At 60.7% G+C, this 25,613-nt stretch carries 24 protein-coding genes; 16 read left to right on the top strand and 8 right to left on the bottom strand.

Going from position 1 to position 25,613, the window contains the following annotated elements; genetic code table 11:
- The first annotated feature begins 20 nt into the window (after positions 1–20).
- On the top strand, positions 21–1,307 hold the full coding sequence (locus NG895_RS08865) for a prolipoprotein diacylglyceryl transferase family protein (RefSeq protein WP_252852124.1): 1,287 nt from the start codon (positions 21–23) through the stop codon (positions 1,305–1,307).
- A gap of 246 nt (positions 1,308–1,553) precedes the next feature.
- Positions 1,554–2,573 (top strand): S1C family serine protease, encoded by a 1,020-nt coding sequence (locus NG895_RS08860; RefSeq protein WP_252852123.1) that lies wholly within the window; start codon positions 1,554–1,556, stop codon positions 2,571–2,573.
- A 144-nt stretch (positions 2,574–2,717) separates the two neighbouring features.
- Here the strand turns inward: NG895_RS08860 and rlmN are convergent, their stop codons facing one another.
- Together rlmN and sppA are read right to left on the bottom strand one after the other, a co-directional pair.
- Positions 2,718–3,767, bottom strand: a complete 1,050-nt coding sequence (gene rlmN / locus NG895_RS08855; protein WP_252852122.1) for a dual-specificity RNA methyltransferase RlmN — start codon at positions 3,765–3,767, stop codon at positions 2,718–2,720.
- A gap of 107 nt (positions 3,768–3,874) precedes the next feature.
- Complete coding sequence (sppA, locus tag NG895_RS08850) at positions 3,875–4,939, bottom strand: signal peptide peptidase SppA (RefSeq protein ID WP_252852121.1); 1,065 nt, start codon at positions 4,937–4,939, stop codon at positions 3,875–3,877.
- Between the two features lie 241 nt (positions 4,940–5,180).
- Between sppA and NG895_RS08845 the strand changes: the two genes are divergently transcribed.
- Positions 5,181–5,930, top strand: a complete 750-nt coding sequence (locus NG895_RS08845; RefSeq protein ID WP_252852120.1) for a sugar phosphate isomerase/epimerase family protein — start codon at positions 5,181–5,183, stop codon at positions 5,928–5,930.
- Between the two features lie 3 nt (positions 5,931–5,933).
- On the opposite strand, the gene NG895_RS08840 is transcribed toward NG895_RS08845, so the two are convergent.
- Positions 5,934–7,196, bottom strand: a complete 1,263-nt coding sequence (locus NG895_RS08840) for a carboxypeptidase-like regulatory domain-containing protein (RefSeq protein WP_252852119.1) — start codon at positions 7,194–7,196, stop codon at positions 5,934–5,936.
- 323 nt (positions 7,197–7,519) lie between these two features.
- On the opposite strand from NG895_RS08840, the gene NG895_RS08835 reads away from it, so the two are divergent.
- Positions 7,520–8,158 (top strand): RNA polymerase sigma factor, encoded by a 639-nt coding sequence (locus tag NG895_RS08835; RefSeq protein ID WP_252852118.1) that lies wholly within the window; start codon positions 7,520–7,522, stop codon positions 8,156–8,158.
- 76 nt (positions 8,159–8,234) lie between these two features.
- Complete coding sequence (locus tag NG895_RS08830) at positions 8,235–9,926, top strand: anti-sigma factor family protein (RefSeq protein WP_252852117.1); 1,692 nt, start codon at positions 8,235–8,237, stop codon at positions 9,924–9,926.
- 28 nt (positions 9,927–9,954) lie between these two features.
- On the opposite strand, the gene NG895_RS08825 is transcribed toward NG895_RS08830, so the two are convergent.
- Positions 9,955–11,112 (bottom strand): hypothetical protein, encoded by a 1,158-nt coding sequence (locus NG895_RS08825; protein ID WP_252852116.1) that lies wholly within the window; start codon positions 11,110–11,112, stop codon positions 9,955–9,957.
- A 230-nt stretch (positions 11,113–11,342) separates the two neighbouring features.
- Positions 11,343–12,695, bottom strand: coding sequence for a Gfo/Idh/MocA family oxidoreductase (locus NG895_RS08820; RefSeq protein ID WP_252852115.1), 1,353 nt, complete (start codon positions 12,693–12,695; stop codon positions 11,343–11,345).
- A 315-nt stretch (positions 12,696–13,010) separates the two neighbouring features.
- On the opposite strand from NG895_RS08820, the gene NG895_RS08815 reads away from it, so the two are divergent.
- Positions 13,011–14,276, top strand: a complete 1,266-nt coding sequence (locus NG895_RS08815; protein ID WP_252852114.1) for a leucine-rich repeat domain-containing protein — start codon at positions 13,011–13,013, stop codon at positions 14,274–14,276.
- A 52-nt stretch (positions 14,277–14,328) separates the two neighbouring features.
- Positions 14,329–14,784 (top strand): hypothetical protein, encoded by a 456-nt coding sequence (locus NG895_RS08810; protein WP_252852113.1) that lies wholly within the window; start codon positions 14,329–14,331, stop codon positions 14,782–14,784.
- A 9-nt stretch (positions 14,785–14,793) separates the two neighbouring features.
- Here NG895_RS08810 and NG895_RS08805 read toward each other — a convergent pair whose 3' ends face one another.
- Positions 14,794–15,228 carry a hypothetical protein gene (locus NG895_RS08805; protein WP_252852112.1) on the bottom strand — a complete coding sequence of 145 codons (435 nt, stop codon included), beginning with the start codon at positions 15,226–15,228 and terminating at the stop codon, positions 14,794–14,796.
- A 246-nt stretch (positions 15,229–15,474) separates the two neighbouring features.
- On the opposite strand from NG895_RS08805, the gene NG895_RS08800 reads away from it, so the two are divergent.
- From NG895_RS08800 to NG895_RS08760, 9 genes are all read left to right on the top strand, one after another.
- Positions 15,475–15,954, top strand: a complete 480-nt coding sequence (locus NG895_RS08800) for a hypothetical protein (RefSeq protein WP_252852111.1) — start codon at positions 15,475–15,477, stop codon at positions 15,952–15,954.
- Positions 15,951–16,442: a hypothetical protein gene (locus tag NG895_RS08795; protein WP_252852110.1), complete on the top strand. Its 492-nt coding sequence runs from the start codon at positions 15,951–15,953 to the stop codon at positions 16,440–16,442. Before NG895_RS08800 ends, NG895_RS08795 begins: the two co-directional genes overlap by 4 nt.
- A 300-nt stretch (positions 16,443–16,742) precedes the next feature.
- Positions 16,743–18,620: an ABC transporter substrate-binding protein gene (locus NG895_RS08790; protein ID WP_252852109.1), complete on the top strand. Its 1,878-nt coding sequence runs from the start codon at positions 16,743–16,745 to the stop codon at positions 18,618–18,620.
- 36 nt (positions 18,621–18,656) lie between these two features.
- On the top strand, positions 18,657–19,637 hold the full coding sequence (locus tag NG895_RS08785) for an ABC transporter permease (RefSeq protein ID WP_252852108.1): 981 nt from the start codon (positions 18,657–18,659) through the stop codon (positions 19,635–19,637).
- A gap of 10 nt (positions 19,638–19,647) precedes the next feature.
- Positions 19,648–20,754 (top strand): ABC transporter permease, encoded by a 1,107-nt coding sequence (locus NG895_RS08780; RefSeq protein WP_252852107.1) that lies wholly within the window; start codon positions 19,648–19,650, stop codon positions 20,752–20,754.
- Between the two features lie 63 nt (positions 20,755–20,817).
- Positions 20,818–21,189 (top strand): GxxExxY protein, encoded by a 372-nt coding sequence (locus NG895_RS08775; RefSeq protein ID WP_252852106.1) that lies wholly within the window; start codon positions 20,818–20,820, stop codon positions 21,187–21,189.
- A gap of 48 nt (positions 21,190–21,237) precedes the next feature.
- Positions 21,238–23,112 carry an ABC transporter ATP-binding protein gene (locus NG895_RS08770; RefSeq protein WP_252852105.1) on the top strand — a complete coding sequence of 625 codons (1,875 nt, stop codon included), beginning with the start codon at positions 21,238–21,240 and terminating at the stop codon, positions 23,110–23,112.
- A gap of 20 nt (positions 23,113–23,132) precedes the next feature.
- A complete protein-coding gene (locus NG895_RS08765) occupies positions 23,133–23,714 on the top strand; it encodes a GNAT family N-acetyltransferase (protein ID WP_252852104.1) in 582 nt (193 codons plus the stop codon).
- A complete protein-coding gene (locus NG895_RS08760; RefSeq protein ID WP_252852103.1) occupies positions 23,711–24,085 on the top strand; it encodes a YidH family protein in 375 nt (124 codons plus the stop codon). Before NG895_RS08765 ends, NG895_RS08760 begins: the two co-directional genes overlap by 4 nt.
- Before the next feature lie 96 nt (positions 24,086–24,181).
- Here the strand turns inward: NG895_RS08760 and NG895_RS08755 are convergent, their stop codons facing one another.
- Positions 24,182–24,988: a hypothetical protein gene (locus tag NG895_RS08755; protein ID WP_252852102.1), complete on the bottom strand. Its 807-nt coding sequence runs from the start codon at positions 24,986–24,988 to the stop codon at positions 24,182–24,184.
- A gap of 302 nt (positions 24,989–25,290) precedes the next feature.
- A complete protein-coding gene (locus NG895_RS08750; RefSeq protein ID WP_252852101.1) occupies positions 25,291–25,503 on the bottom strand; it encodes a CDGSH iron-sulfur domain-containing protein in 213 nt (70 codons plus the stop codon).
- Positions 25,504–25,613: the final 110 nt, after the last annotated feature.

The following is a 25,613-nucleotide window of genomic DNA, read 5'->3' as shown; positions in this document are numbered from 1 at the left end:
TTGAACCTTCGTCGCCGCCTATGTGTTCCACTCTGTTCCATGTTCCGACTCACCTGTTTGGTGTGCCGCTGTTTGGGTTTGGAATATTGCTGGCGCTGCTGGTAATCGCCACGGCAGTGTGGGCCGCACGCTCGCTGAAACGCGAAGGCGGCCTGCAGGACGTGCTGGTCGGGCTGCCGGTGTTGGCCCTGTTGGCCGGCGCCATCTTTGTGCTGCCGTGGGTGTTTCCCGACGGGTTCCCCATTCGCGGGTATGGCGTGATGCTGATTGCCGCCGGCGTGTCGGGGCTGGCCCTGGCTTACGTGCGCATGCGACAGGCGGGGCTGAATCCCGATCTGCTGTTCTCGCTGGCGTTTTGGATGTTCGTGGCCGGCATCGTCGGCGGGCGGGTGTTCTACGTCATTGAGTACTGGGAGCCACTGTACGCTCCGTTGCCACCGCACAAGGCGTTTATCGAAGCCTTGAAGTACGCCAAGGGGGGGCTTGTAGTGTACGGTGCCTTGTTTGGGGCCACCCTTGCATTTTTGTGGTTTGTGCGGCGCCATCGTTTGCCAACGCTGGCGATGGCCGATCTGGTGGCGCCCAGCTTGGTGGTGGGGCTCGCCTTCGGCCGTATTGGCTGTTTGCTGAATGGTTGCTGCTTTGGCGGAGTGGCCGACGTGCATTGGGCGGTGACGTTTCCCCAGGAAGGTTCGTTGGGCTTCAGCCCGCCGTACTCGGCCCAGGTGGCGGGCGGCGAATTCTACGGCATGCATTTGGCCGAAAAAGAGGAGCAGGTAAAGGTCCTGCAGATCCTGCCCGACAGCGCGGCCGCTACCGCCGGCATCGAAGTGGGCGACGTGGTCGAGCGGCTGGCTGGTGCCAAAGCGACCAACGAACAAGTGGTGGCCGAGGTGCTTAGTACAGCGCTGGCCAAGGAGCGTTCGCTGCCCGTGAAGATCGAGGGCAAGCCGGAAGTGGTTTTGCCGGCCCGGGCATTGCCGCCCCGCAGCCTGGGCGTGCATCCCACGCAGTTGTACAGCGCCATCAATGCCGGGCTGCTGGCTTGGCTGCTGTGGAGCTACTACCCATTCCGCCGCCGCGACGGCGAAGTTTTCGCCCTGCTGATCACTATTTATCCAGTGGCACGATTTCTGCTTGAGCGAATCCGTATCGACGAGTCGTCTTTCATGGGGACCGGGCTTAGTATTTCCCAAAATGTGAGCCTGGTGCTGCTAGCAGCGGCCGTGGCGCTCTGGATTTTCCTGTCGCGACAGCCTCGCGAGCGGCGTTTTGATCCCGCAGCGGCAGAATTTTCTCCGGCGTGAACCTCTTTCCGTCGCCCTGCGTACAGAGATTCAGGTGAGCTTTAATCAGCTGGATGGCACCTGAATAACCGACCAGCCGGCCCAATCTGCCCATGGGCCGGCCGTGTCGGCTGGAACTCAACCTTTTTCCTTCCCAAGGACCCTCGCGCGCCAATCGAGAGACGGTAGTTCCCTTCACTGTGGGTCGTCACTTGGTTTCCGGCGTTGAACGCGAGGGTCGCATTTTTTTATCCAGGAGTGGAGACGATGAATTTTGCTTGGCAGAAGGTGGCGATCAGCGCCGCTGGTGGACTGCTGGCGGCTGGCATGGTTCTCAACGCGTCGTTGGCGAAGGACTCGGCGGGGGACGCTCCGGACGAAGGCACCGTGATTCAGGTTGGCCCTGAAGCTGCTCTGGGCAAGGACCCGCTTCCCGGCGAATTGAACCCCCGGCGTGAAATGTTCCGCGGGCAGTTGCGTCCCTGGCTGCTGCCTGGCAACCCCGACGACCTGGCGCGTCAGCGTCGCCCGGCTTCGCCCTACTACATTGGTGTCGCGGCCGAAAAGGTGGACGCCGCCCTCCGCTCGCACGTCGACTTGCCCGACGGCGTTGGCCTCGTGGTGCAGATGGTATTCGACGGCAGCCCCGCCGACGAAGCTGGCCTGGAGCCCTACGACATCCTGCTAGCCGCCGATGGCAAGGAACTGCATGAACTGGACGACCTGATCAACGTGGTGGAAGAGCACTCGGGCGATCAGATGACCGAGTTTACTATCGACGTGATTCGCCACAATCACCCCCAGACCGTGTCGGTCACACCGGCCGAACGTCCTCGTCCGGACGAAGTTGCGCAGCCCGAAATCGATCCGACACTGCCGCAGCTCGATGGCGCCGAGCGCCAGATGTTCGACCGCTTGCGTCAGATGCCGCAGGGCGGGCAGCTTCGTATGTTCGGCGGTCCTGGTTTCGACCTGAACCAAATGCCTGGCAACGTGTCCGTGCAAATCGAGCGTAGCGGCGATGGCCCGGCTCGTATTACAGTACAGCGTGGAGAAGAGAAGTGGGAAATCGAGGGCGACGATCCTGAATCGCTCAAAGAACTTCCCCAAGATCTTCAGCCCATGGTCGAAGGAATGCTGAAGGCCGGACCGAACGGCGCCCAGCAGTTCCAGTTCCGCTCGCAAATGCCCGAAGACATGCATCAGCGAATGGAGCAGATGGAGCAGCAGATGCGACAACTGCAAGAACAGCTCCTCGAGCGAGCTCAGGAGAACGATGGAAAGTAAACGGACGTAGCTAACCAATCACAATCAGGCGGTACCTTTGCTCCGAGTCGTGCCCACCTCACCCGCGGGCGCGGCTCGGACTTTTCATGCGCACGTATCTCGCGTAGTCGTTCCCACGCATCGCGTGGGAACGAAGGAGCTGGATCACGGACTTGCGATGTCCGTCAGATTCGAACTGCGTCGCAACTGGCCACACGCGGCGTTGATTTTGTCGCCCTTGCGATGGCGGAACCGCACGGCCAGGCCGCCCGCTTCCAGGATGCTGCGAAAGGTCTGCTGCGCTTCAGAAGAAGGCGTGCCGTAGGGCAGGCCGGCCACGGGGTTGTAGGGAATCACGTTCACCAGGGCGGTCCGCCCCGCGAGTAGCTTCACCAGTTGGTGGGCGTGCTCAGGCCGGTCGTTTAGCTTGGCCAGCAGCACGTATTCGAACGTCAAACGTCGGCCACTTCGTTCGAAGTAGTAGTCGGCCGCGTCCAGGATCTCGCCCAGCGGCATCTTCTCGTTTACCGGTACGATTTGATTGCGCAGTTCATCGTTCGGTGCATGCAGTGAAATGGCCAGGCGATAGCGTGTATCGAGATCGGCCAAGCGGCGGATTTGCTTCGGCAGGCCGACCGTCGAGACGGTGATTCGCCGATGGCTGATGCCGAGACCGTCCTCACGGGCGATATAGTCCAGGGCGGGCAGCAGCGCCGGCAGGTTGGCCAGCGGCTCGCCCATGCCCATCACCACGATATGGCTAAGACGCTCTTGCGGATCGAGCAACCGCTGCAAGAGCAGCACTTGCTCGAGGATCTCGCCGGTCGTGAGATTGCGATCGACGCCGTCCAGGCCGCTGGCGCAGAACACGCAGCCCATGCCGCAACCGACCTGCGTGCTGATGCAGAGCGTGCGGCGCACTTTGTCGCGTAACAGCACACACTCGATCTGGCCACCGCCGGCGAGCGATAGCAGCAGCTTCTCGGTGCCGTCGTCCGCCGTGGTGTGTCGGGCGATGGTGCTGGTCCACAGCGCGAACGACTCGGCCAGCTCGCCGCGCATCGCCTGTGGCAAGTCGCTCATCTGATTAAAGTCGCCCGCCCGGCCTTCGAACAACCACCGCCGAATTTGCTTCACACGGAACTTCGGTACCTTCCGCGCAGCACACCACTCAGCGAGCTGGCCGTCGATATCGTCGAGCAAATGAGGGGGCATGGTGTGGGGTGCTCGTAGCTACGCTCGCCAGAGCGAGGATTTTAGTTTGCTGCAGTATTCCACCGTCTGGCGACGGTAGCTACGGTGGTCAACCGCTCGGCCCGCCTTCACTCCGTGATGCCCGGCACCCAGGTGTACAAGTAGTAAGCCTTGGGCGAAGCCAGTTCGTTGAGCGACGATAGGTCGATGGCTGGTTTTTCCGCGGCGCTGGCCGAACCAAGTAAGGTGCTTAACGAAACCGGAGGCTTTTCGTATTTTACGCAGCGGACTCCATTCCTGTCTTTCTTGCCAGCTAGCACCGCGGCGCGATCCAGGGCGTCTTCGATGAAGCCGATCTTGTCTACCAGGCCCAGCTCTTCGGCTTGCTGGGCGGTAAACACCTGGCCGGTGGCCACGGCATCCAGATCTTCGGGGTTCGCCTGGAACGCGGGCCGGCCCTCTTGGATCTTCTTCTTGAACTCGGCCAGCATCTCGTCGACCAGCGTCTGGAAGATCTCCCGCTCTTCGGGTGTCATCTTCTTGGTGGGGCTGCCCATGTCCTTCAGCGGAGCACTCATGATCGAGTCGTCCTTGATGTGCCATTCGCCCAGCAGTTCCGAGAAGTCGTAGTGCGGGATGATCACGCCAATCGAACCGGTGATGGTGGCAGGTTCGGCGTAGATACTGTCCTTGGTGTTGCCCACGGCCGAAGCCAGATAGTACCCGCCGCTGGCGCAGACGCTGCCCATGCTGACCACGATATCGAGCTTCTTTCCATGGCCCTTACCTTCGCGGCTGGTACCCTCGGCCAACTCACGCAGTTTGTGGTGCAGGTAGTCGCTGTAGGTGACGGTGCCGCCGGGGGAGTTGATCCGCAGCACAACACCCACCACGTTTTCGTCTTTCCGCACCCGGTCGATCTGCTCTTTGACAAACGTATCCGCCTCGGAAATAGTGCCCGAGATGTCGATCACGGCGATCTTCTCGACGGCATCCTGATCGCCATCCAGGAACTTCTCGGTGGGCCCTGGAGTGAGGTTAAAGTAGCTGTCGTAGGCGGCTCGCATGCTGACAATGACCAGAATGCAGAACACCAGGGCGGCGACCAGGAATTTTCCGTACCGGCCAAACAGGCTTTCTTTCTGTTGAATGACGATCTGGGGCGAGTTGGGCGTGGGCTCGGCAGTCGACATGGATAGACCTCGGGGGCAGGGAAAGCGGGCGGAGAAACACCTCCGGCGGCGGGATCCGCTAGCACGTCCCCGCGGCGACTCACTATTCTAGGGCGCGTGGGGCGGCAGACAAAGCGTGCCCGCCAAGCGATGGGTGTTGCCAATTGTGACGGCAAACAGGTACAGTAGGCCCGTTGACCGGCGGCTTCGACCGCCTCTGCCCCGAGGGGCAACACTGCACTGGCGACAAAGGACTGGCAACGTGTTTATCTGTGCTTCCACCGAGTGTTTTCCCGAACTTGGCCCGCGCGAGGTGCTACAACAGTTGGTCGACCTCGAGTACACGGCGGTCGAACTGACCCTGCATGAAACCGACGGCTGGATGAAACCCAGCGAGGTGCTGGCCGATCTGGACCGTGCCGTGCAGACCTGTGGCGACACGCACCGCATGCACATCGCCGCGCTGTCGATCGACATCCAGGCCACCGGCGACGACTACTACAAGCAGTTCGCCGCCTGCTGCAAGCTGGCCAAGGCCATCAAGGTGGTCACCATGGTGGTTCCTTCCTCGGAACTGGGCACTCCGTTCAACGAGGAGATCGAGCGGCTTAAGAGCATGGTAGCCATCGCTTCGCTCGAGGGAGCGGTTGTGGCCATGAAGACAACCATCGGCTGCATGACCCAGGACCCCGACACGGCCGCGGTGATTTGCGACAACGTCAAAGGCCTGGCCCTGGCGCTCGACCCCAGCCACTACATCGCTGGCCCCAACCAGGGACGCAACTACGACAAGGTGCTGAAGTACACCCAGCACGTTCATCTTCGCGACACCACCAAGAATGAACTGCAGGTTCGCGTTGGCCAAGGCGAGGTCGACTATGGCCGGCTGGTGCAGCAACTGGGTAAGGAAAAGTACAGCCGAGCGCTGTGCGTGCACATCACCCCCAGCGAAGGCGTCGACCACCACGGCGAGATGCGCAAGATGCGGTTGCTGTTGGACAGCCTGCTGTAGTCTTCAGTCGGCTTGGTGCCCCACGACAATCGTTTGCGTTTCCCCAGGTCCCAGCTCGACCTGGGTCTCGGCTTTGTCGCCCCAAGTTTCATCCAAGGCTTGTTGCCACCACTCGGACGAGTCGTGAATGCTGGCTTCGAGCCAGATCTCGTCCGCGGCCTGCAGGCTCTTGTTGTTCTTCGATTCATTGGCAGCGATGATCTCCACCACCGCGGGAGTGGGGCGACCATACAGATCGACGATTTCGACGTCGATCACTCCCGCGGGAAGCGTAATCGTGGTTGGCGGCTGTTGACCTTGTTCGAGAGTCAGGGGTGCGTAGCCCAGGCATTCTCTTCTCTCTTGCCAGTCGTCCGAGTCCTTGATCAGCTTCGAAAAGTAGTCGGCCTTCTGCTCGATTCGGGTCATCTGATTCCTGCGGTTGTCTTTCATCACGTGGATACTCTCGCTGCTGACCAGATAGGCCTTCGACGATAGATCCTCACCCTCCGCGTCGTCCCATTTCCAAGTCCATTTATCGCCATTGGGCTGTTCGACCACTTGCGACACGGCCAGCTGCACCTTTGCCGCCACCCGCTCGATGCCGTCTCCTACGGTGGGGAAGGTTTGCCAATCGTCAGTCGATTCACCGGGCTCTGGCGCCGCGTGAGTGTGCGAGGTGCGCTCTTCGACCACCCAATGCTCACCGAAAGGAAGCCCGCGGAAGTCGTCGATCGAGAGATTGCAGCTCAGGCGGATTTCGCAGGTCTCCTCCGCTGCCGGCGCGACGATGTTCAGCTCCAGCGGGCTGCCCACTTCGATGGTCACGTCGCGGACCCGGGCGGAGTATCGCCATCGATCGTTCGATGCGTGTAGTGTGTAATCGCCGTAGGGGAGCTGGCGATCGAGCGCCAGCCCGTCGGCGTCGCTCACGCCTCGCGCCGTGGCGCGCCGCACCTCGCCCTTCGATTCGAGCTTCACTTCGTACCCCTGCTGGGGACGCCCCTGGGGATCGACCACGCGCACCGTGACGCGGGAAAACTCCGAGGGTGCAGCGCTCAGCTTGTCGACCTTTTGCTCTAGCCTTTCAATTTTGGTGAGCAATTGGGAAAGCTGGGAGGAGGTGTCGTTCGCTCCACTCGCAGTGGCGCCCTGACCGTCGATTTGGTCGCTAGCAGACCGCTGGCCGGTTTCCTGGCCATCGCTGGGGCGAGGGGCGATGGCCGCCAGCAGCAAGCCAGCAATGGCCAGATACAGGTACAGCACCAGGTAGTTCCTCTGAATCATCGGATTTCTCCGTCTTCTCTGCGGAATGTGGGAGGCGATTGGTTACGAGGATAGGAAACACCGCAATGCAACAGATGTACCAATTCCCGCTATTACTGGCTCCACCAAGCCCCCAGATCGTGGGCACCCGCCCCGGGGAGGTGAGGAGTCATCGCTATCCTGTTCCAGAACCTCCCCGCAAGGGCGGGGTTTCTTCCTACATAGCATCCTCTGTTGGTCCTGGACTGGCCGAGCGGATAAACTGGTAAGTATCGTTAACTACAAATTTCGAGCCGGGGGCCTGCACTGCGGGTCCACGCGGGAGTTGTCGCCGAGAAATTTTTTTGACCGTCAGCCAGGCCACTATCGATCGCTACACGCAAGCGGATCCGGACGTGCGGCTGATGCTGCGCGTGGCGGCGGACGATGCGCATGCGTTCGAGGAACTGATGCGGCGGTACCAAGGCCGCGTGGTGGGGGTGCTAGCGCACCTGGTGGGTCGGCGAGACATGGCCGAAGACCTGGCGCAGGACGTCTTCCTGCGGGTGTACCGTGCCCGCAAGCGATATGTCCCCGCCTCGAAGTTCTCGACCTGGCTGTTCACCATTACCAACAACGTAGCTTCCAACGCCCTGCGGACCCTGTCGCGTCGCAAAGAGGTGAATGTTACCCCCGTGTCGCCGGACGGCTCGGGCGCCAATCCCATCGAACACACGGCCCTGGCGGCCAGCGGACTGATGCCAACGCGCCAGCTCGACAAAACGGAGATGTCGGAAGTGGTGCGGCTGGCCATCGAAACGCTCAACGAGCGGCAGCGAATGGCTGTGCTATTGGCAAAATTCGAACAACTGAGTTACGCCGAGATTGGCGAGATCATGGACATGACTCCCCAAGCGATCAAGTCGCTCCTGTCCCGCGCTCGAGCCAACCTGCGAGAAGTACTGGAACCCTATTTGGAACAAGGGGAAGCCCTGAAGGTTTGAGGCTGAAGGCCGTTCGCGTTCAGCACTCAAGAAACTGATCCTCCGTTAGCCGTTGGCCTGTGGCCAACAGTTACCCATGAGTAACCCTGGTAAACAATCCGACGAGCACCTGAGCGAAGAGCTGGTGGCGTATCTGGATGGCGAGCTTTCGGCCACCGACAGCGAGGCGGTCGAGTCGCGCATTCAGTCGGATGAGCACGCTCGTAGCGAACTGCAGAAGTTCGACCGCGTGTGGAATGCGCTGGATGGGCTGCCGCGGGTAACGGTGGACGATAGCTTTACTCGCACAACCATCGAGATGGCGACCGTCGAGGCCAAAAAGGAACTCGAGCACGAAACCGCGATGCTGCCGATTCGGCGGCGGAATCGCTGGCTGAAGACCGCCGCAATGACGGCCGCCGCTGCTTTGGTGGGCTTCATCGCCTTGCTGGTGCTCACGCCCAATCGCAATCGCGAGCTGTACACCAACCTGCCAGTGATCCTGGAACTCGACGCGTACTCCGAGGTCCGTGATATCGAGTTTCTACGGCTGCTGGACGCCGAGGCGGGGGATTGGTTGGTGGACGAGTGGGGCGGGCAGGTGGAAGGCGAAGCCCAGCAGTTGGCCCTCGTGAGCTCGGCCAGCTACAACGAGCGACGTCAGTTCGTGAACAGCCTTTCGAGCAAAGAGCAGGCCGATCTGGCCAGCAAGCATCGCCGCTTCCAGAGCTTTGCTCCTGAAATGCGCGACGAGTTGAATCGTTGGCACACCACGCTGGCCGCCGACAAGGACGCCGACCGCATGCAGCGGGTGCTGTTGGCCTATTATGCATGGTTGTCGCAACAGGACGAAATGGAACAGGCGCAATTGAGAATCAAGGATGCCCCGGAGCGGATCGCCGAACTGAAGCGTATACGCGATCGCTCCATTCGCGACGACTTTTTCCATCTGTCTCCGGCGGATGCCGCTGCATTGCGAGCCGCGGTGGACGAGATTGGCGGCGATTCCCAGATGCAGCAATTGCGGCAGGCCATGATCGAGTCGCTGCCCGATGAAGATGACTACGACCAGCGATTTGAGCAGCGCTGGATTAAAGGTCTGAATAGCTGCAGCAAGTCGAGTCCACGTCGGCCAGTGCAGTTGACGATGTTCATTTCGGCGACCGGCCATAGCGAATTCTTAGGGCAGGATTTTTCCAAGTATCAGCAGGCCATCGAAGACCGCTTGATCGAGTCGCTCGATGAGAAGACTCAAGAAAAGTTGCAGAATGTGCCCAAAGATAAGCCACTCGGTAAGACACGGTTGTTAACAGGGTGGTTGTTCGAAGCCTCGCGGGGCCAGCGGAACCCGGATGTGGCAACGCTCGAGGAGTTTTTCATCAATGGCGATCTCACCGACGAGACTCGCCAGCAATTGCTGGCCATGCCTCGCGAAGAGATGCTTGAAAAGCTCGAGCAGTTATATGTCGAGGAGTTTCTGGGCGAAGAGGGCATGCGGGGCGGCTTCAAAGAGATGATGCCCGGCTTCGGCCGTGGAAGATGGGGCGGACGCGGACCAGGCGATCGCGGACCCAATGACCGAGGGCGAGAGGATCGAGGACCCGATAATCGAGGTCCACGCGATCGCGGTGAACGGCAGCGTGGAGATCGAGACGGACGCGACGGTGGCGAACGACATGGTCCGGAAGGACCTCCAGGCGATCGGCTTGGTCCACCACCACACGAGCGGGACGGTTTCGGTCCGCCTCCGCCGCGGCCCGAAGCTTCTCATTCGCAGCCGCCGAACTAACCTGCACCGTTATTCGCAGCGCAGCTAATTAGTCCTGCTCGCGAGATTTCTGACGAGCCAGCAGCCCGATGGCGATACCCACGGGGTCGTCGCGCTGACGGAGGATCGCCTCGTAGTGTTCCCAACCGCTGCACTTCGCGGCCAGTTCGACCAATCGCGGAGCGAACGGCGATAGCTGTACGTCCGCAGGTGCCGATTGCTCGTAAAGCTCCATTGCTTCGGCCGCGTGGCCCGTCCGCTCCAGCACCACCATCAACGTTTCCAGGGGGGCGGTTCCCGCCAGTTGGCTGTCGCCCTGCTGGTCGAACTGCTGGCGGAAGTACTCGATGGCCTCGGCAACGTCCCGGCCCAGCGTGGCCAGGAAGAACAGACGGTGAGCCGGGTAGAGCTGTTCGAAGGGGGAATCGCCTTCGTACTGCAGCGCCGGGTCGAGACGCCGACCGTACTCGGTCAGCCCCAAAGCCACCTCCACCACGGCCGGATGTTTCAGCACACGGGCGAAGCGAACCGCGGCCGCCAGGTGCGAAGCGTCGACATGCGAAGCCTGCGACTCGAACAACCACTCGCGACCGGACATCAGTTCGCCAACGCTGGCGGTGACCGGGGGCGAGGTGGACTCCTGTTGGGCGATGTGCCCGCGGAGGTTCTCCCGCAACTCGCGATCGAGGTGCCGCACCAGCACGGCCGAGCAAGCCGCCAGGCTGGCCGGTGGCAACTGCGGAGCGAGCCCTTCGAGTGTCGTGATGGCGTTGCAGGTGCCCAGGTGCCCTAGCATCCAGCCGTAGCCCCGTTCGACATCGATGCCCTCGTACAGGGCCAGTTCAATCAGCTGTTCGATGTTTTCGTCGTTAGGCACCACTTGTCCTAGCGCGGCATGCATCGTGCGTTTTTCGCCGGCAGGCCGCAGGTACCGCCACGCCTCGCGCAGCCTCCCGGCGTCGAGCAGCAGTCCCCCCACTTCGCGGCAGGCAGCCGTGTAGTCGTTTTCGAGCGTGGTCCGGGCCGGCTCGGGCAACTCATCCAAGGGCGGCGAGTCGGTGAGCGACAGCCCCAGACGCGAGCGGGCTTCGATCAACCGCGCTTCGAACAGTTCATGCCACCGGCCAGCTTGGGCCAATTCATGTGTCAGCCGGTCGAACAGGTCTTCTTTCGTGCCCGACCAGTTGGAAAGTGCTACGAGGTCCATGCCAGCATTCTACCGCGCGGAACAGTGGGAAAGTACCGCCAATCGCTTGATGGAATGCCTTCCGTTGGCCGCAATCAAAGAGGTCTCCTTCGAAATGACGCGAAGCAGAGCCTACTTTGATCCGACAACCAAGATCCCATCGGCATGCATTCCGTTCTGCGTACAAAAAAACCCGGCCTCCACCAAAGTGAAGGCCGGGTTCGGTTTACTAGACTGTGTTCAACAAGCCGTTAGATCAATTCGTAGCCGTTCTGGTAATCTGGCTTGACGATCTTCATCAGCGACTCGTCGTTCAGCGGCGTCATGGTCTTGGCGTCCCACAGCACCTTCTCGCCACCCTTCCACACGGAAAGGTTACCGAGCAGGATGGTCTCGGTGAGCGGTCCGCTGTAGTCGACGATGTTGGACATCGGCTTCTTCGACCGATCACGGATACCGGCGAAGAACTCACGATTGTGAGCCAGATCGCCACCACCGCGTGCACGCGGGTAATCGACGTCCATTTCGTCCGCACCGAAGATCTCGATGCCCTTTTCGGCGTAGTCGCCGGCGGCATACATCTTGGCCTTGTCGCCAACAATCAGCGCGCCGGTGGAACTCGGGGCAGGAGTGCCGTCGTCGTTCTTCATCTTAAAATCGGTGAACAACGCGTTGTCCGGCTTCTTGCCACCGTCGTACCAGTACAGCGTGAAGGGGGCACGACCATTGAGTTCCGGGAACTCGAACTTGATGGTCGACCATTCGGGATAGCTGTCGCCATTGTGGCCCGATGTGGTAGCCTCCACCGAAACCGGGTCACGCATCGTGAGCCCCATGTACGGCAGGTTGCATGTATGGCAAGCCATGTCACCCAGGGCACCGGTGCCAAAGTCCCACCAGCCACGCCACTTGAAGTCGTGGTAGGCGTCGGGGGCGTACGGGCGCTTGGGAGCCACACCCAACCAGAGGTCCCAGCTGAGGTTCTCAGGAACTTCTGCCGGTTCGGGGCGAGGACCACCTTGCGGCCATACCGGACGATTGGTCCAGACGTGCACTTCCTTCACGTTGCCAAGGTTGCCAGCCTTGATCTGGTAGGCAGCCTTACGCATGGGATTGAAGCAGGTGTACTGGTTGCCCATTTGCGTGACAACGTCCATCTCTTTGGCGATCTCTTGCAAGCGACGCGCTTCCCAGATGGTGCGGGTAAGCGGCTTCTGGCAATAGACATGCTTGCCGGCCTTCATCGCAGCGGCGGCAATCGGAGCGTGCATGTGGTCGGGTGTCGACACGGTAACGACGTCGATCTGGTCACCCATCGAGTCGAGCATCTCGCGGAAGTCGGCAAACGTGTTGCCGGTTTTCATTACGCTTTCCATGCCCTCGAGCACACGGCTGTCGGTATCGCAGAGGGCAACCAACTTTCCGCTGCGTGAAGCATTCTTCACGTCGCCGTCACCCTTGCCACCAACCCCCACGCCGGCGACCTGCAGTTGTTCGTTAGGCGACTTGCTTTGAGCCGTGGCGATACCGCCCAGCGCCCAATAGCCTGCCCCCGCTGCGGCGCTTGTCCGCAGGAAGTCGCGTCGGTTTTGTTTGCTTCGCATTGTCTCTCAACTCCTCAGGGAAGAATAAGGAAAAAATCACGCGTGTTGGGAGGGTCCGGGTGGGGCAGTGGAGTGGACCTCCGGCGAGACGCAATCCGGGGGATTGCCGCTAAGCATTCTATCCAAAAACTGCGCCGGATACAAAACTCCCTGGCAAGATAGGCAGGAATCCCGACCCACCGGCCGCCTATCTACCGTACGCGGCCAACCCACCGGTTGCTCGCAACTTGCCAAGATTCTGTGTATAACAAAGGACCCGCCACGACTCACTTTCTGAAGTCTGACCCCTTTGTCACCCGATTGGTTGGTACCCCAATGCGCCTTACCCCATTCCTGTTTGCCCTGTGTACTCTACTGGCCGGTTTTTGCACACTTTCGCCGGCTTTTGGTCAAACCACGGCCGTAGCCGACAATCCGGCCGCCGAGCACGCCCGGAGCCTGCTGGCCAAAGTGACCGTGAATGCCGCTGGGGATATCGTGGTGATCGACCTGGACGAACGCCCCGTGGGCGACTCGGATCTGTTGCCGCTGCTGGGCGCCACGAAGCTCACCACGCTCAAGCTGTGGGGGGCCAATATCACGGACGCCGCCCTCGATACGATCGTCAAATTCGAGAATCTCACCGATTTGTCGCTCCGCAACACCAGCGTCACCGACGCCGGTCTGGCCAAGCTCAAGCAGCTGCCCAAGCTCAAGTCGCTCAATCTCGAGCGGACCACCCAGATGACCGACGAGTGTCTCAAAAACTTTGCCGAGATGCCCGAGCTCACCTACCTGTACCTGCTCTTCAATCGCATCGGCGATGAGGGGCTGGCCAACCTGGTGGGGTCTCCCAAGTTGCGCCTGCTCGACCTCCGCGGCTGCCCAGTGTCGGACGAAGGGGTCCAGAGCCTGGCCAGCATCAAGACGCTGGCCGCCGTCAAGCTTCGCAGTTCGGGTGTGACTGATCGCGGCCTCGCGGCCTTGGCCGAATTGCCCAGGCTCAAGGGCCTGGTGCTGCAGGATACCTCAATCACTAACGAAGGGGTCGCCAAGCTGGCGGGTATCTCGGGGATGGACGATCTCGACTTGATGCGGACCACCATTTCGGATGAAGCCCTCCAGCACCTGTCGGGCATGACCAAGCTTCGTCATTTGAACCTTCGCGGCACCTACGTAAACGGTTCGGGGCTCAAGCACCTGCAGGGTTGCAAGATGCTGCGAAAGTTGGACCTCAGCGAGACTGGCGTCGGCGACGAAAGCCTTGCCGCGCTCAAGGGCAAAGACGAACTCGTGTGGCTCAATCTGTGGAACACCCGCGTCACCAACGATGGCTTGGAGGCGCTGAAGGACCTGAACCTGCTGTTCCTGAGTGTCGAAGAGACGATGGTCGATGACCAGGGCATGGAGACCATCGCCAAGTTCCCCAAGCTGACCACGCTTTCCATTAAGGGATGCGAGGTCGGCGACGAAGGGTTGGTAGCCCTGGGCGAGCTCAAGACCTTGAACCGCATCTCGGCCGGTTTCACGTACATCACCGAAGACGGCGTTGAAAAGATCAAGGAGATGCTGCCCAACGTCGTGGTTGAGTGGGACGAGTAGCCGATTTGCTGGCAATTTGCCAACCTGCCCAGGCCTGATTAGCCTGGAAGGTATGTCCTCGCCTTATGCTTCTCCGGTGGCCTCCGACCTGCCCGTTCGCGGTACGTGGTGGGTGTTGCGCGGAGCGGCGGCCCTGGTGGCCATTGCCGCTTGGCTGGTGCTGTTGGCGCACGTGCTGCTATTTGTGCGGGCCGAGCAACGCCTGGACCAGGTGCTCGAGGACGCCAATCGCTTTTCGCAACTGCCACGTATGTCTCGGTCTGAACTGGTGGGCTACACGCACCGCCGCCTGGCCGAGCAGGGCTTCCGCCATGGCAAAGTCCGCGTGGGGGTGCACCTCAACGCCAGCACTGGCCGGCCCCGACAGTTTTGGATCGAGCAGATCGAAGCCAAATCCGCTCACGGCTTGCTTCGCCTGACCGAAACGGCCACCCGCTGGATTGCCCCCCCAACCAGGCTTCGCAGTGGCGGCCCGAGCGAGTCGCAAGCGGCTTTTCCGTTTCAGTAACGCAGGCCGCTAAAGCGGAATGAACCGCACCGTGCGGAATCCCAGCGATTCGATGGGCGTTTCGCCCAGTTCGGCGTTGACCACTGTCAGCAGACGCTCGCGGAACGTGGTGAGGTGCGGGTCGGCAATCTCCGCGGCCGTCGTCCGTCGCAGGGCGATGATCACCGCCTGGCGGAGGCGATAGTCGTCTTGCTCGATGGTTTTTTCTACGTCGGGAATCTTGTAGCGGATCGCGGTGCCGTACAGTTCGACTACGATCTCCATCGCCGAACTGTCGGCGTCGTAGCGAGGCAGGGTAGTGCGGTACTCGCCCAGGTCGACTTCGTCCAGCCGAGTGCGTATCGCCTGGTTGCGCGCGGCCTCGACCAGACGCTTGCCGTCGTAGCAACCGGCAGTCGCCAGGCAGCCGATAACGCTCAACAGGACTAGGTGCTTGCAGTTCATCGGAGTAGTGCGGGGGACCATTTGGCCAGCGAAATATCCCTCCGGGGCCAGTGCCCGGCGAGTGCTACTCAAGAATGGTTCATCCTGTGGCCCCCAGGCAGCGAATCCCTTGGTTGTCGCCGCTGGCCGCCCCGTCACTGGTCGACGCATTCGTTGCATTCGCTACAAGCGGATTACCGGTGGGGCAAAATTTCACTCGCGGCGATCCACCGCAGCAGCCACTCAGCGGCGTTCTATGCTTGGATGATGAAGTATCCTTGCGCTAACTTGCCGCCGCGCCGCCGCGATTTGACGATCGCCACAGCGGTGCTGTGCGCTGCGCTCGGAGGTTGTGGCGACGAAGGACTCTCGCCCATCGAACGATTTGAACGCCTCCCCGCCCTGGAGGACCTGGTTACGATCGAACTGGGGGAGTACGTCATCCCGATTCCGGTTGAACCGACCAGCGACAGCCCGATTGCTGCCACTCAAGTGCAGATTGAGTTTCGCCTATACGCCGCGGTGTTGCCGGAGAACGAGGGCACGCTCCGCAGCAACTACGAGCGGCTGGAAGGAAGGTTCCGCGACACGGTGATCGAGACGTGCCGTAATACGTCGATCGAAGACCTGCTGGACCCCACGATGACCACGCTCAAGACCCACTTGGCCGACTCGCTCAAGCCGTACATCGGCTCGGCGCATCTCGAACGTATCCACATTGCCAACCCGCAGGTGAAACGACTGTGACATCCGCAACAACCAACAGAGAATTCGCCGGGCCACATCGTGGCTGGTTGGCACTGCTGCTGGTGGCCCTGCTGTCGGCTGCGTACCCGGCCACGGCTGCGGACCAGCAGGTCGACAAGGCGGACAAGGCCGCTAGCGCCGGCTCGCAAGAGCAGCCCACCATGCCCCAGCGGCATGCCTTCAAGCTGGGCGACTTCCGCATCAAGAACTTTCATCCTGTCGAACGCGAGAAGGTGACACTTGATTTCACCGTGTGGGTCGAAGTGTCCGAGGAGGACCTGCCACAATTCGAGCAGGCGTGGGGTTCGCGGCAGCACCGTGTCCGCAACCAGGTGATCACCTCGGCCCGGCTGGTGCCGTCCACCGCGTTCGAAGACCCGACCCTGCACGCATTGCGCCGCAGGATCTATTTGCGTCTCCGCCGCGCGGTGCCGGAACTGCGGGTATCGGAGGTCTTCATCAGCGACTTCAGCTACATCGTCGAGTAGGGCCTGCCGAACCTGGGCAGGCTGGGCGGTGCATGCGCATTGACCAGAATTCGCCGAAACTGTTAGCATGACGGCTTGGAACGGCGAATCAGGCGGCATCCGAGGCTCTAGCCCCCAAAAGGCTTAGGGCATCTCACAGCCGTTCCAATTTGAACTGGCCTACTTTGGCCGCGGACATTTTGCCTCTTTCCCGCGGATGTGATGATGACGCGTGATGCTCGGATAGGTTTGGCCCGCTGGTGCCCTTGGAGCGGGGTGCTGGCACTTCTTGTTGTAGTTCTCGTGGCGACCGGGGGGTGCATGAGGTCGACCCCCAGCACATCAGCGGACAACACCGCGACGGACGAGGGCGACTCCGAAGGTCACACCACGGAGAACAAGGAGATCTTCGAGCCGCTCGAAGAGTACGATCCTCCTAGTCTGGAGGAACTCGACGCCTCGGCCAATTGGCAAGACCGCAAAGTGGCTTACGGCCGCGATCTGTTGCGGGAGCGTTTGAAGGATCACCCGCCCCTGGTTTCCGCCGAGGAAGCGATGGCGCTAAAGAACGATTCGGAAGAAGCCAACGAGAAGATCTACAGCGTCATGCGGCAGCTTCCCGAGAGCGACGACCAGGTCGACTGGGATGCTACCTGGGTACACCACCTAAGCGGCGACCTGAAGAGCCTCAACCCGCTGATGATCAGTGCATCGGTCGAGATGGAGTTGCTCGAACTTACCGGCATCTCGCTGATTGGCTTCGATGCCGATTTTGAGAAGTTCGGCATGAGGCAGTTCATCGATTCTTGGCAGACGAGCGAAGACAAGCTGATGGACAAGTTCGTTCTGCGGGACGACCTTGCGTGGTCTGATGGCGAACCAGTCACGGCGCACGACTTTGTCTTCTCTTTTCAAACGATCATGAATCCCCGTGTGACCATTCCTGCGGTGCGTTCAGGTACGGACAAATTGCGGTGGGTCGAGGCGTACGACGATCACACGTTGGTAATCTTCCACAAGCAGGCACTAGCCTCGAATGACGAGAACCTGGTCTTTCCGATCGTGCCCGAGCACATCTACAAAGACAGTGTGGACGACGACCCCACGATGGAGACCAGCCAGTACCACTTGAAGTTCCTCAACAAGCCGGTCACTTGCGGTCCCTATGAATACAAGTCACGCTCGCGTGGTCAGAACATCATTCTCACCCGCCGCGACGATTACTGGCAGAAGGACGGCAAAGAGATTCGTCCTCGGCCGTACTTCAAAGAGATTCGTTGCGAAGTGATCATCGATCCCAACACGGCGTTGTTGTCGTTGAAGGCGGGTGACATCGACGACTGCCGTCTGAGCGCCGAGCAGTGGCTCACCCAAACCGATAGCCAGGACTTCTACGACAAGAACACCAAGGTGCGAGGCATGGAGTGGACCGAGTTCCACATTGTGTGGAACGTCAAACGGCCCTATTTCCAAGATCCCAAGGTTCGTCAGGCGATCGCTTTGGCGTTCGACCATCAAGAGATGCTCTCTAGCATCTTCTACGACCTTGCCCCGGCGGGCTTGGGGCCGTTCCATCCCACCGGCTGGATGGCTTCGGATAAGCCCGAAGCTTACCAACGCGATCTCGACGCCGCCGAAGACTTGCTGGACGAAGCTGGCTGGGACGACAGCGACGGCGACGGCGTCCGCGACAAGGAGATTAACGGCCGACTGGTGCCTTTCCGCTTCACGCTACTCAGCTCGACCACGCCGAACTCTATCAAGGTTTGTACGCTATTGAAGTCGAACCTCGATCAGATCGGCATTCAGGTGGACGTCAAACCAACCGAATTTACCGTGCTGCAAGACAAGTCGCTCAAGCATCAGTTCGATGCCACCATCGCAGGGTGGGGCACCGGTACCGATCCTTCGACGCTCGACAACATCTTCAAGACCGGGGGGGGCCGCAATTATGGGCAGTACTCCAATCCGCGGGTAGACGAGCTTTTCGAGCTGGCGCAGGCCGAGTTTGATCGCCAGAAGCGGGCTGAGTACTATGCCGAAATTCACGATATTCTCTGGAACGAACAGGCCTACATGTGGTTGTTCTATCGCCCCACGCTGTTCGGCTTGAATCAGAGCATTCGCGGGTTCAATTTCAGCCCGCGTGATCCCTATGGTGTGAGCCCGGGCATCAATGGCATTTGGAAGACGAAGTAGCAATTTGGACCACGGCCATCCAGCTGTTCCGCTGACATGATTCACTACTTCATCCGTCGGTTGTTCGTGGGCGCCATCACGCTGGTGCTCATCACCTTCCTGGTGTACGCGCTGATCCGTATGATGCCGGGCACGCCGCTCACGATTGTGCAGGCCGTCGGCGATCCCAGCATGCAGATGAGCGAGGCGGACCAGAAACGCCTGGAGAAGGCGTATGGCCTCGACAAACCGTGGCCGCTGGGATACTTGGATTGGGCCAGCAAGGTGGCGCGGTTCGACTTGGGCAACAGCCTCTCGCGCAAGGAGCCGGTAGTGCGGCTGATTGGGCGACGGATCGGCCCCACCTTGTTGCTGACGGTTTCGTCGCTGGTGCTGACTTATGTGTTGTCGATTCCGCTGGGGCTGTGGTCCACCGCGCGGAGTAACACGATTGCCGAACGCACTGTGAGCATGCTGCTCTACATGCTTTACTCGCTCCCCTCGTTTGTGGCCGCCCTGTACTTGCAGATACTGTTTGCAGTGAAGCTCGAATGGCTGCCGCTGCGTGGCATGAAGTCGATAGACTACGCCGACTTGTCGGCGATGGGCCAAGCATGGGACATCTTCCTGCACGCCCTGTTGCCGGTCATCTGCTTTACCTATGGCTCGCTGGCGTACTACTCGCGGTTCATTAAGTCGAACATGCAGGAGGTCATCCGACAGGACTACATCCGCACGGCCAAAGCCAAAGGGCTCACTGAGCGGTCGATCCTGGTCAAGCATGCGTTCCGTAACACGCTCATTCCTCTCGTGACGCTTGTCGGTTTGACGCTCCCCAGCCTGCTGAGCGGCGCGATCATCCTGGAGATGATTTTTAGCTGGCCCGGCATGGGGACCTTGTTCTTCGAAGCACTCAACGAGCGGGATTATCCCACCATTATGGGCCTGACGTTGATGTTCAGCGTGCTGACGCTGGCCGGGCAGTTGTTGGCCGACATGTTGTATTCGGTGGTCGATCCCCGCGTTACTTACTCCTGACCCGCACGCCATGGCAGACGATAAAAAGGCACCCGATCCACCCAAACCCGCGCCGAAGTCGCCCGGCTTCTGGCGGGAGACATGGGTCCGATTCCGCCGTCGTCCGGGCGGCATGCTGGCGCTGGTGTACGTCGTGTTCATGGCCTTGGTGGCCATCTTTGCCCCCGCCATCGCGGGCACCAAGCCGGTGATGTGTAAGTACAAGGGCCATCTCTACTTTCCTGCGATGGGCTACTTCAACCCGAAGTGGGAGAACCCGATCTTCCAGAAAGATCGCTTCCGCAAACGGTACACGCCTGCGAAGTTCAAGGAGAAGGACCCCGATAGTTGGGTGATCTGGCCGCTGGTGTACCAGGATCCCTTTCGCCGTGTTGGCGGCGAGGAGTGGCCTGGCCAGCCTGAGAACCCCACCGGCGCCGACGGCAGTCCAAGTCGCTACAACTGGTTCGGCACGAACCAGCAGGGCAAAGACGTCTTCGCCATGATGGTGCACGGCACCCGCATCGCGCTATTGGTTGGTTTCGTCTCGATGGGCATCGCCGCGACGGTGGGCATCACTTTCGGGGCGATTGCCGGTTACTTCGGGGGATGGACCGACATCATTATCAGCCGGCTGATCGAGGTAGTGCTCTGCATCCCTGCACTGGTGTTGATCCTGGCACTGTTGGCGATCGTAGAGAAAGCCACTATCTGGCACATCATGGCAGTGATCGGCCTGACGCGGTGGACCGGCATCGCCCGCCTTACCCGGGCCGAGTTCCTCCGCCTGAAGCAATCGGACTACGTCGCCGCGGCCAAGAGCCTGGGAGCCAGCCAACTGCGAATCGTGTTCAAGCACATCCTTCGCAATGGCCTGGCGCCGGTGTTGGTGCCGATCACGTTCGGCATCGCCTCGGCCGTTTTGCTCGAAAGCGGCCTGTCGCTCCTCGGCTTCGGCACCCCGCCCCCCAACCCCAGTTGGGGCACCATCCTCCGCGAGGGACGCGATACCATCCAACAAACCTGGTGGCTGATCGTCTTCCCCGGCCTGGCCATCTTCTTCACCGTGCTGGCCTACAACTTGATTGGCGAAGGCCTGCAGGAAGCCACCGACCCCCGACTACGCAGCGACGATTGACGGAGAACCACGGATTACACGGATGTCACGGATCTACTTACACCAGGTAAACGAGACTCCGACGTGTCAAAACTGATTCACGAACAGCTTTCCCGCAGTATCATTGGCGCTGCCATGACAGTACTCAACGAACTGAAGCCAGGACTCGACGAAAAAGTCTATGAGAATGCGTTGGTATTGGAACTCCAACACCGAGGGCACACCATTGAGCAACAACGCAGGTTCCCAGTGCATTATCGAGGTGAGAATGTTGGGACGCTAGTTCCCGACCTCATTGTTGATGAATCCGTCATTGCAGACCCCAAAGTTGTCTCCACTTTCAATGACGCCCATTTGGCCCAAATGACAGGGTACTTGGCCATTACGGGGTGCAGGCTGGCGCTTCTTTTGAACTTCAAGTTCGCCAAATTGGAGTGGAAACGAGTCGTCGCCTAGCATCTCTAACACTCCATCCGTGTTATCCGTGAAATCCGTGGTTACTTTATGAGCACCGCCCCTCCTGTTATTGATATCCAGAACCTTCGCACCTACTTCCACACCGAGGAAGGCACCGTGCGGGCGGTGAACGACGTGTCGTTTCGTGTCGAGCGGGGGCATACGCTCGGCATCGTGGGCGAGAGCGGCTCGGGCAAGAGTGTCACGTCGCTGTCGATCATGCAGCTCCTCGCGACCTCGGCCGAGATCGAGTCGGGCAGCATTTCGTTCCTGGGCAAGGACCTGGTGAGGCTGCCCGAGCCCGAGATGCGCGACATCCGCGGCAAAGACATCAGCATGATTTTTCAGGAGCCGATGACTTCGCTGAACCCCGTGTTCACGGTGGGCGATCAGGTGGCCGAGGCGATCGTGCTGCACCAGAAGACGTCGAAAGACGAAGCACGCAAGAAGACCGTCGACTTGTTCCGCGAAGTCGGCATCCCCGAGCCCGAACTCCGCGTCGACTATTATCCACACCAGATGTCGGGAGGGCAGAAGCAGCGGGTGATGATCGCCATGGCGCTCTCCTGCAATCCGCAGCTGTTGATTGCCGACGAGCCAACCACAGCGCTGGACGTGACGATACAGTCGCAGATTCTCGACATCTTGCGGCGTCTGCGCGACACCCGCGGGATGAGCATCCTGTTCATCACGCACGACCTGGGGGTGATCGCCGAGATTGCCGACGACGTGCTGGTGATGTACCGCGGCAAGATGGTCGAATACGGCGACGTGCTGCAGATTTTCGAGAACCCTCAGCACCCGTACACCAAGGGTTTGCTCGCCTGCCGGCCGCGGCTCGATACGAAGTATCGCCTGCTGCCGACCGTGAGCGACTTCATGGAGTCGGAACCGATCGAAACGCCCGACGGTCCGGACGTGAAGATCATCGAGAAGAAGCTCGACGACGTGCGGCTCCAGCAACTGATGACCCACGGTCGCGGGCGACTGCTGCATCCGCGCGATGAACTGGCCGCCATGGGGCATCCTTGGGAAGAAGGTCATCACTCGCCCGACTCCACCATGGTGCCGGACGACGCGAAGCCGTTGTTAGAGGTGAAAGACCTCGAGGTGCACTTTCCTGTTCGCAAAGGTGTCTTTTCACGCGTGGTCGATCACGTGAAGGCCGTGGACGGGGTGAGCTTTAACGTTTATCGCGGACAGACGCTGGGGCTGGTGGGCGAAAGCGGGTGTGGCAAGACCACCACCGGCCGGGCGATCCTGCGACTCGTGAACGCCACGGGCGGCCACGTGTTGTACGAGGGCCGCGACGTATTCGCCCTTCGCGGCGGCGAGATGCGGGCGATGCGGCGGAACATGCAGATCATTTTCCAGGACCCGTACGGTTCGTTGAACCCGCGGATGACCATCGAGTCGACCCTCACCGAACCGATGGTTATCCACAACCTGGCCAAGAGCAAAGCCGAACGCCGCGACAAGGCTGCCGCGCTACTGGAAGAAGTCGACCTGAAGCCAGAGCACCTGCGACGTTACCCGCACGAGTTCAGCGGCGGGCAGCGGCAGCGGATTTCCATCGCTCGGGCGCTGGCCGTTGAGCCCGACTTCATCATCTGCGACGAGTCGGTCTCGGCGCTTGACGTCTCCGTGCAGGCGCAGGTGCTGAACCTGCTGAAGAAGCTGCAAGAGGATCGCGGTCTGACCTACATCTTCATCAGCCACGACCTGTCGGTGGTGAAGTTCATGGCCGACATGATGGCGGTGATGAACGCGGGGAAGATCGTCGAGTTTGGCCCTAGCGACAACATCTATGCCGTGCCGAAAGAGGACTACACCCGTAAGCTGATCAACGCCACGCCCCGCGACAGCCTGGAGCACATTCGCGCGCTGCAGGAGCAACGGGCGAAGCTCCGCAGCGGAACCTAGCCCTGGCGAGTGCCTGCTCCATGCCGTCACGAATCGAACCGTTAACCGAGCGATTGCTGCTTCGCCAGTGGCGGGCTGGCGACTACGAGCCGTTTGCTCGACTCAATGGCGATCCGGTGGCGATGGAGTACTTTCCCTGGTTGCTCGATCGCGACAAGAGCGATGCGCTCGCAGAGAAGCTCCGCGGCCGCATTGAAGAGCAGGGATGGGGTTTCTGGGCTGTCGAGGTGCGGGGTGTCGCGCCGTTCATCGGGTTCGTCGGGCTGAATCGCCCCAATCCGCCTGTGCCGATTAGTCCCTGCGTCGAGATCGGCTGGCGATTGCTGCCGGAATACTGGGGGCAAGGTTTCGCCACCGAGGCAGCTCGCGCGGCGCTGCGAGTGGGGTTCGAGGAGCTACACCTCGACGAGATTGTCTCGTACACGGCCACAATCAACCAACGATCGCAGCGTGTGATGCAGCGGATCGGGATGCAGTACAATGGCGAGCAATTCGACCATCCCGCCGTGCCCGAGGAGAGTCCTTTACGGGAGCACGTCGTATATCGCCTGGGGCGTTCGACGTGGGAAACCAGTCAGCCAGCGAAGGAAGCCAGCACGTGAGCGACTCATCCGATCCACGAGTCTACCTGGCGGCCGAGCGGACGCTGCTGGCCTGGCTGCGTAGCGGCATTGCGGTCATCGGGCTGGGGTTTCTGGTGGCGAAGTTCGGTATGTTCCTGCGAATGATCCGTGGCCAGGTCGAAGGAGGCAACCCGCTGGCCTCATCGATTATCGGCATCGCGTTCATCCTGCTAGGCACTGCGATGATCGCCCTGGCCGCCTGGCAGCACCAGCACTTCGTCAAGGAGTTTCAGGGTTCATTTCCCCCCACGCGACACTGGCCCAGGCTCAGCCTATGGATCTCGGTTCTGGTGGCGCTGTCCGGCGCGGCGCTGGCGATCTATTTGGGGATGAGTGTGGTGGGGGAGTAATTCGCTGCGAAGTCGCGAAGATGCGCGGCGAATTGAAACCTACGAATGGACACCAATAAACGCACGTGAACTGGCATCCGTTCGCGGGCCAGAATCTCACTCCGAAGGAGCCACCGCTAGCGCCTTCAGGGCATCGAGCGAGGCCAGCACGTCATCCCTGGAAACGTCTTCCCAGTTCGACAGCTTGTGGGCCAGGATGGCCAGCTTCATTGCTTCGAAGGCGTCGGCCAGGTCGTCCGGAAGTTCTTTGAGCGACTCGAAGGGCCGATGCTTGGGCGCGGCGGGCATGCCCGGGGCGGAAGTCTCCTCGTCGAAAGGGGCCTCCGACTCGTCGTCGTGTTCGGCCCTTTCATTGGGCTCACCGGATGAGGCGGATTCACCGTCCTCGTCATCGGGGTCGACCACGGTAGCCAGTTCGCCGCCCGAAGAGGCATCGAGCTCGTCCTTCGCCACCTTCGACATCGAGACGTCCGAGTCGTCTTCGGAGGTGCCGTGGGCTTTGTCGCGAGCCTTGCGCATTTGCGAGATCGACCACCCCTTTTGCAGGGCACCTTCGAGCCAGATTTCGGCGTCGTCCCAGTCGAGCGCGGCGTGGAAGTGGCTCCAGTACAGGCCTTCGTACTGGGTGTAGGTTTCGCCATACTTTTCGAACACGCGTCGCAACCGGCCGACGTGCTGACTGGTCACCTCGCCCACCAGCGAGGCCCAGGCTTCGTCCGAGTATTCGCTGACCTCTTCACCCGCCTTCTGCTTGGCGGAGCGCCACTCGTTGATGATGCGGCCCTTCTCCCAGTTGGTGGTGCTGACCAGCGTGTGCCACTTGCCGACGAACGGCCGCGAGGCGTCGTCCACCTGGCCGGCGGTGTTGGTCGTGGGTTCCTGGGTGGTTTCGTCCTGGGCCATGGATGCCTCCTGCGCACTCGTGAGGGAGTAGTCGAATCGGGGCCGCTTGCACTCGTTCAGCAAGCGACGGGGCGGCGATTCTAGCACGCTTGCGGAGGCCGCGCACAGATAGTTGCTAGCAACTTCGCGGCGAGAATCTCGCGCCGCGCGCGATACGTGCGTGACAACCGTTAGGATCGTGCGCCCGCAGTTTTTTCTCACTGCATTCCGCACGGTGGAAAAGGTGTTGATCGCTGGCGACCGGTGGCCAGTGGCGAGCGACGACCAGCGAAAAACCATCGTCGCTCGCCTCTTGCCAGGTGTCAGGACGCAGCCCGCTCGTCGGAGTCGAAACCACATCCTTTATGGGATCCGTCGCAGAACGGACGCTTGGCCGATTCGCCGCACCGGCACAGGGCGATGGCCGGCTTATCGGCCGGGATGTCGAACTTGTTGCCCTCCGAGTCGGTCAGCTCGAAAGGTCCCTCGACCACAAACGGCCCGTTGGGGCGCATACGAATTTTCACGTCAGCCATGCGGAATGTTCTCCAGCCTTGAATGGATACTAGCGAGCCGGGGGGCGTCCCCGATCCCTCGAATCATCGACGCCAATGTAGACTGGTCTACAGCTTAAGACCATCCAAAG

It is taken from the genome of Aeoliella straminimaris, from assembly GCF_024054565.1.
In the GTDB taxonomy this organism is placed as follows: Bacteria; Planctomycetota; Planctomycetia; order Pirellulales; family Lacipirellulaceae; genus Aeoliella; species Aeoliella straminimaris.
Note: the sequence above shows the minus strand (reverse complement) of the source record. Positions and strands in the feature narration are given on the sequence as shown.

Excerpts from the sequence above, each read along its gene's own strand:
- NG895_RS08750 (WP_252852101.1), bottom strand. The coding sequence starts at position 25,503 with ATGGCTGACGTGAAAATTCGTATGCGCCCCAACGGGCCGTTTGTGGTC.
- NG895_RS08860 (WP_252852123.1), top strand. The coding sequence starts at position 1,554 with ATGAATTTTGCTTGGCAGAAGGTGGCGATCAGCGCCGCTGGTGGACTG.
- NG895_RS08790 (WP_252852109.1), top strand. The coding sequence starts at position 16,743 with ATGAGGTCGACCCCCAGCACATCAGCGGACAACACCGCGACGGACGAG.
- rlmN (WP_252852122.1), bottom strand. The coding sequence starts at position 3,767 with ATGCCCCCTCATTTGCTCGACGATATCGACGGCCAGCTCGCTGAGTGG.
- NG895_RS08785 (WP_252852108.1), top strand. The coding sequence starts at position 18,657 with ATGATTCACTACTTCATCCGTCGGTTGTTCGTGGGCGCCATCACGCTG.
- NG895_RS08830 (WP_252852117.1), top strand. The coding sequence starts at position 8,235 with ATGAGTAACCCTGGTAAACAATCCGACGAGCACCTGAGCGAAGAGCTG.
- NG895_RS08770 (WP_252852105.1), top strand. The coding sequence starts at position 21,238 with ATGAGCACCGCCCCTCCTGTTATTGATATCCAGAACCTTCGCACCTAC.
- NG895_RS08820 (WP_252852115.1), bottom strand. The coding sequence starts at position 12,695 with ATGCGAAGCAAACAAAACCGACGCGACTTCCTGCGGACAAGCGCCGCA.
- NG895_RS08825 (WP_252852116.1), bottom strand. The coding sequence starts at position 11,112 with ATGGACCTCGTAGCACTTTCCAACTGGTCGGGCACGAAAGAAGACCTG.
- NG895_RS08865 (WP_252852124.1), top strand. The coding sequence starts at position 21 with ATGTGTTCCACTCTGTTCCATGTTCCGACTCACCTGTTTGGTGTGCCG.
- NG895_RS08840 (WP_252852119.1), bottom strand. The coding sequence starts at position 7,196 with ATGATTCAGAGGAACTACCTGGTGCTGTACCTGTATCTGGCCATTGCT.
- sppA (WP_252852121.1), bottom strand. The coding sequence starts at position 4,939 with ATGTCGACTGCCGAGCCCACGCCCAACTCGCCCCAGATCGTCATTCAA.
- NG895_RS08765 (WP_252852104.1), top strand. The coding sequence starts at position 23,133 with ATGCCGTCACGAATCGAACCGTTAACCGAGCGATTGCTGCTTCGCCAG.
- NG895_RS08800 (WP_252852111.1), top strand. The coding sequence starts at position 15,475 with ATGAAGTATCCTTGCGCTAACTTGCCGCCGCGCCGCCGCGATTTGACG.
- NG895_RS08815 (WP_252852114.1), top strand. The coding sequence starts at position 13,011 with ATGCGCCTTACCCCATTCCTGTTTGCCCTGTGTACTCTACTGGCCGGT.
- NG895_RS08780 (WP_252852107.1), top strand. The coding sequence starts at position 19,648 with ATGGCAGACGATAAAAAGGCACCCGATCCACCCAAACCCGCGCCGAAG.
- NG895_RS08810 (WP_252852113.1), top strand. The coding sequence starts at position 14,329 with ATGTCCTCGCCTTATGCTTCTCCGGTGGCCTCCGACCTGCCCGTTCGC.
- NG895_RS08805 (WP_252852112.1), bottom strand. The coding sequence starts at position 15,228 with ATGAACTGCAAGCACCTAGTCCTGTTGAGCGTTATCGGCTGCCTGGCG.
- NG895_RS08755 (WP_252852102.1), bottom strand. The coding sequence starts at position 24,988 with ATGGCCCAGGACGAAACCACCCAGGAACCCACGACCAACACCGCCGGC.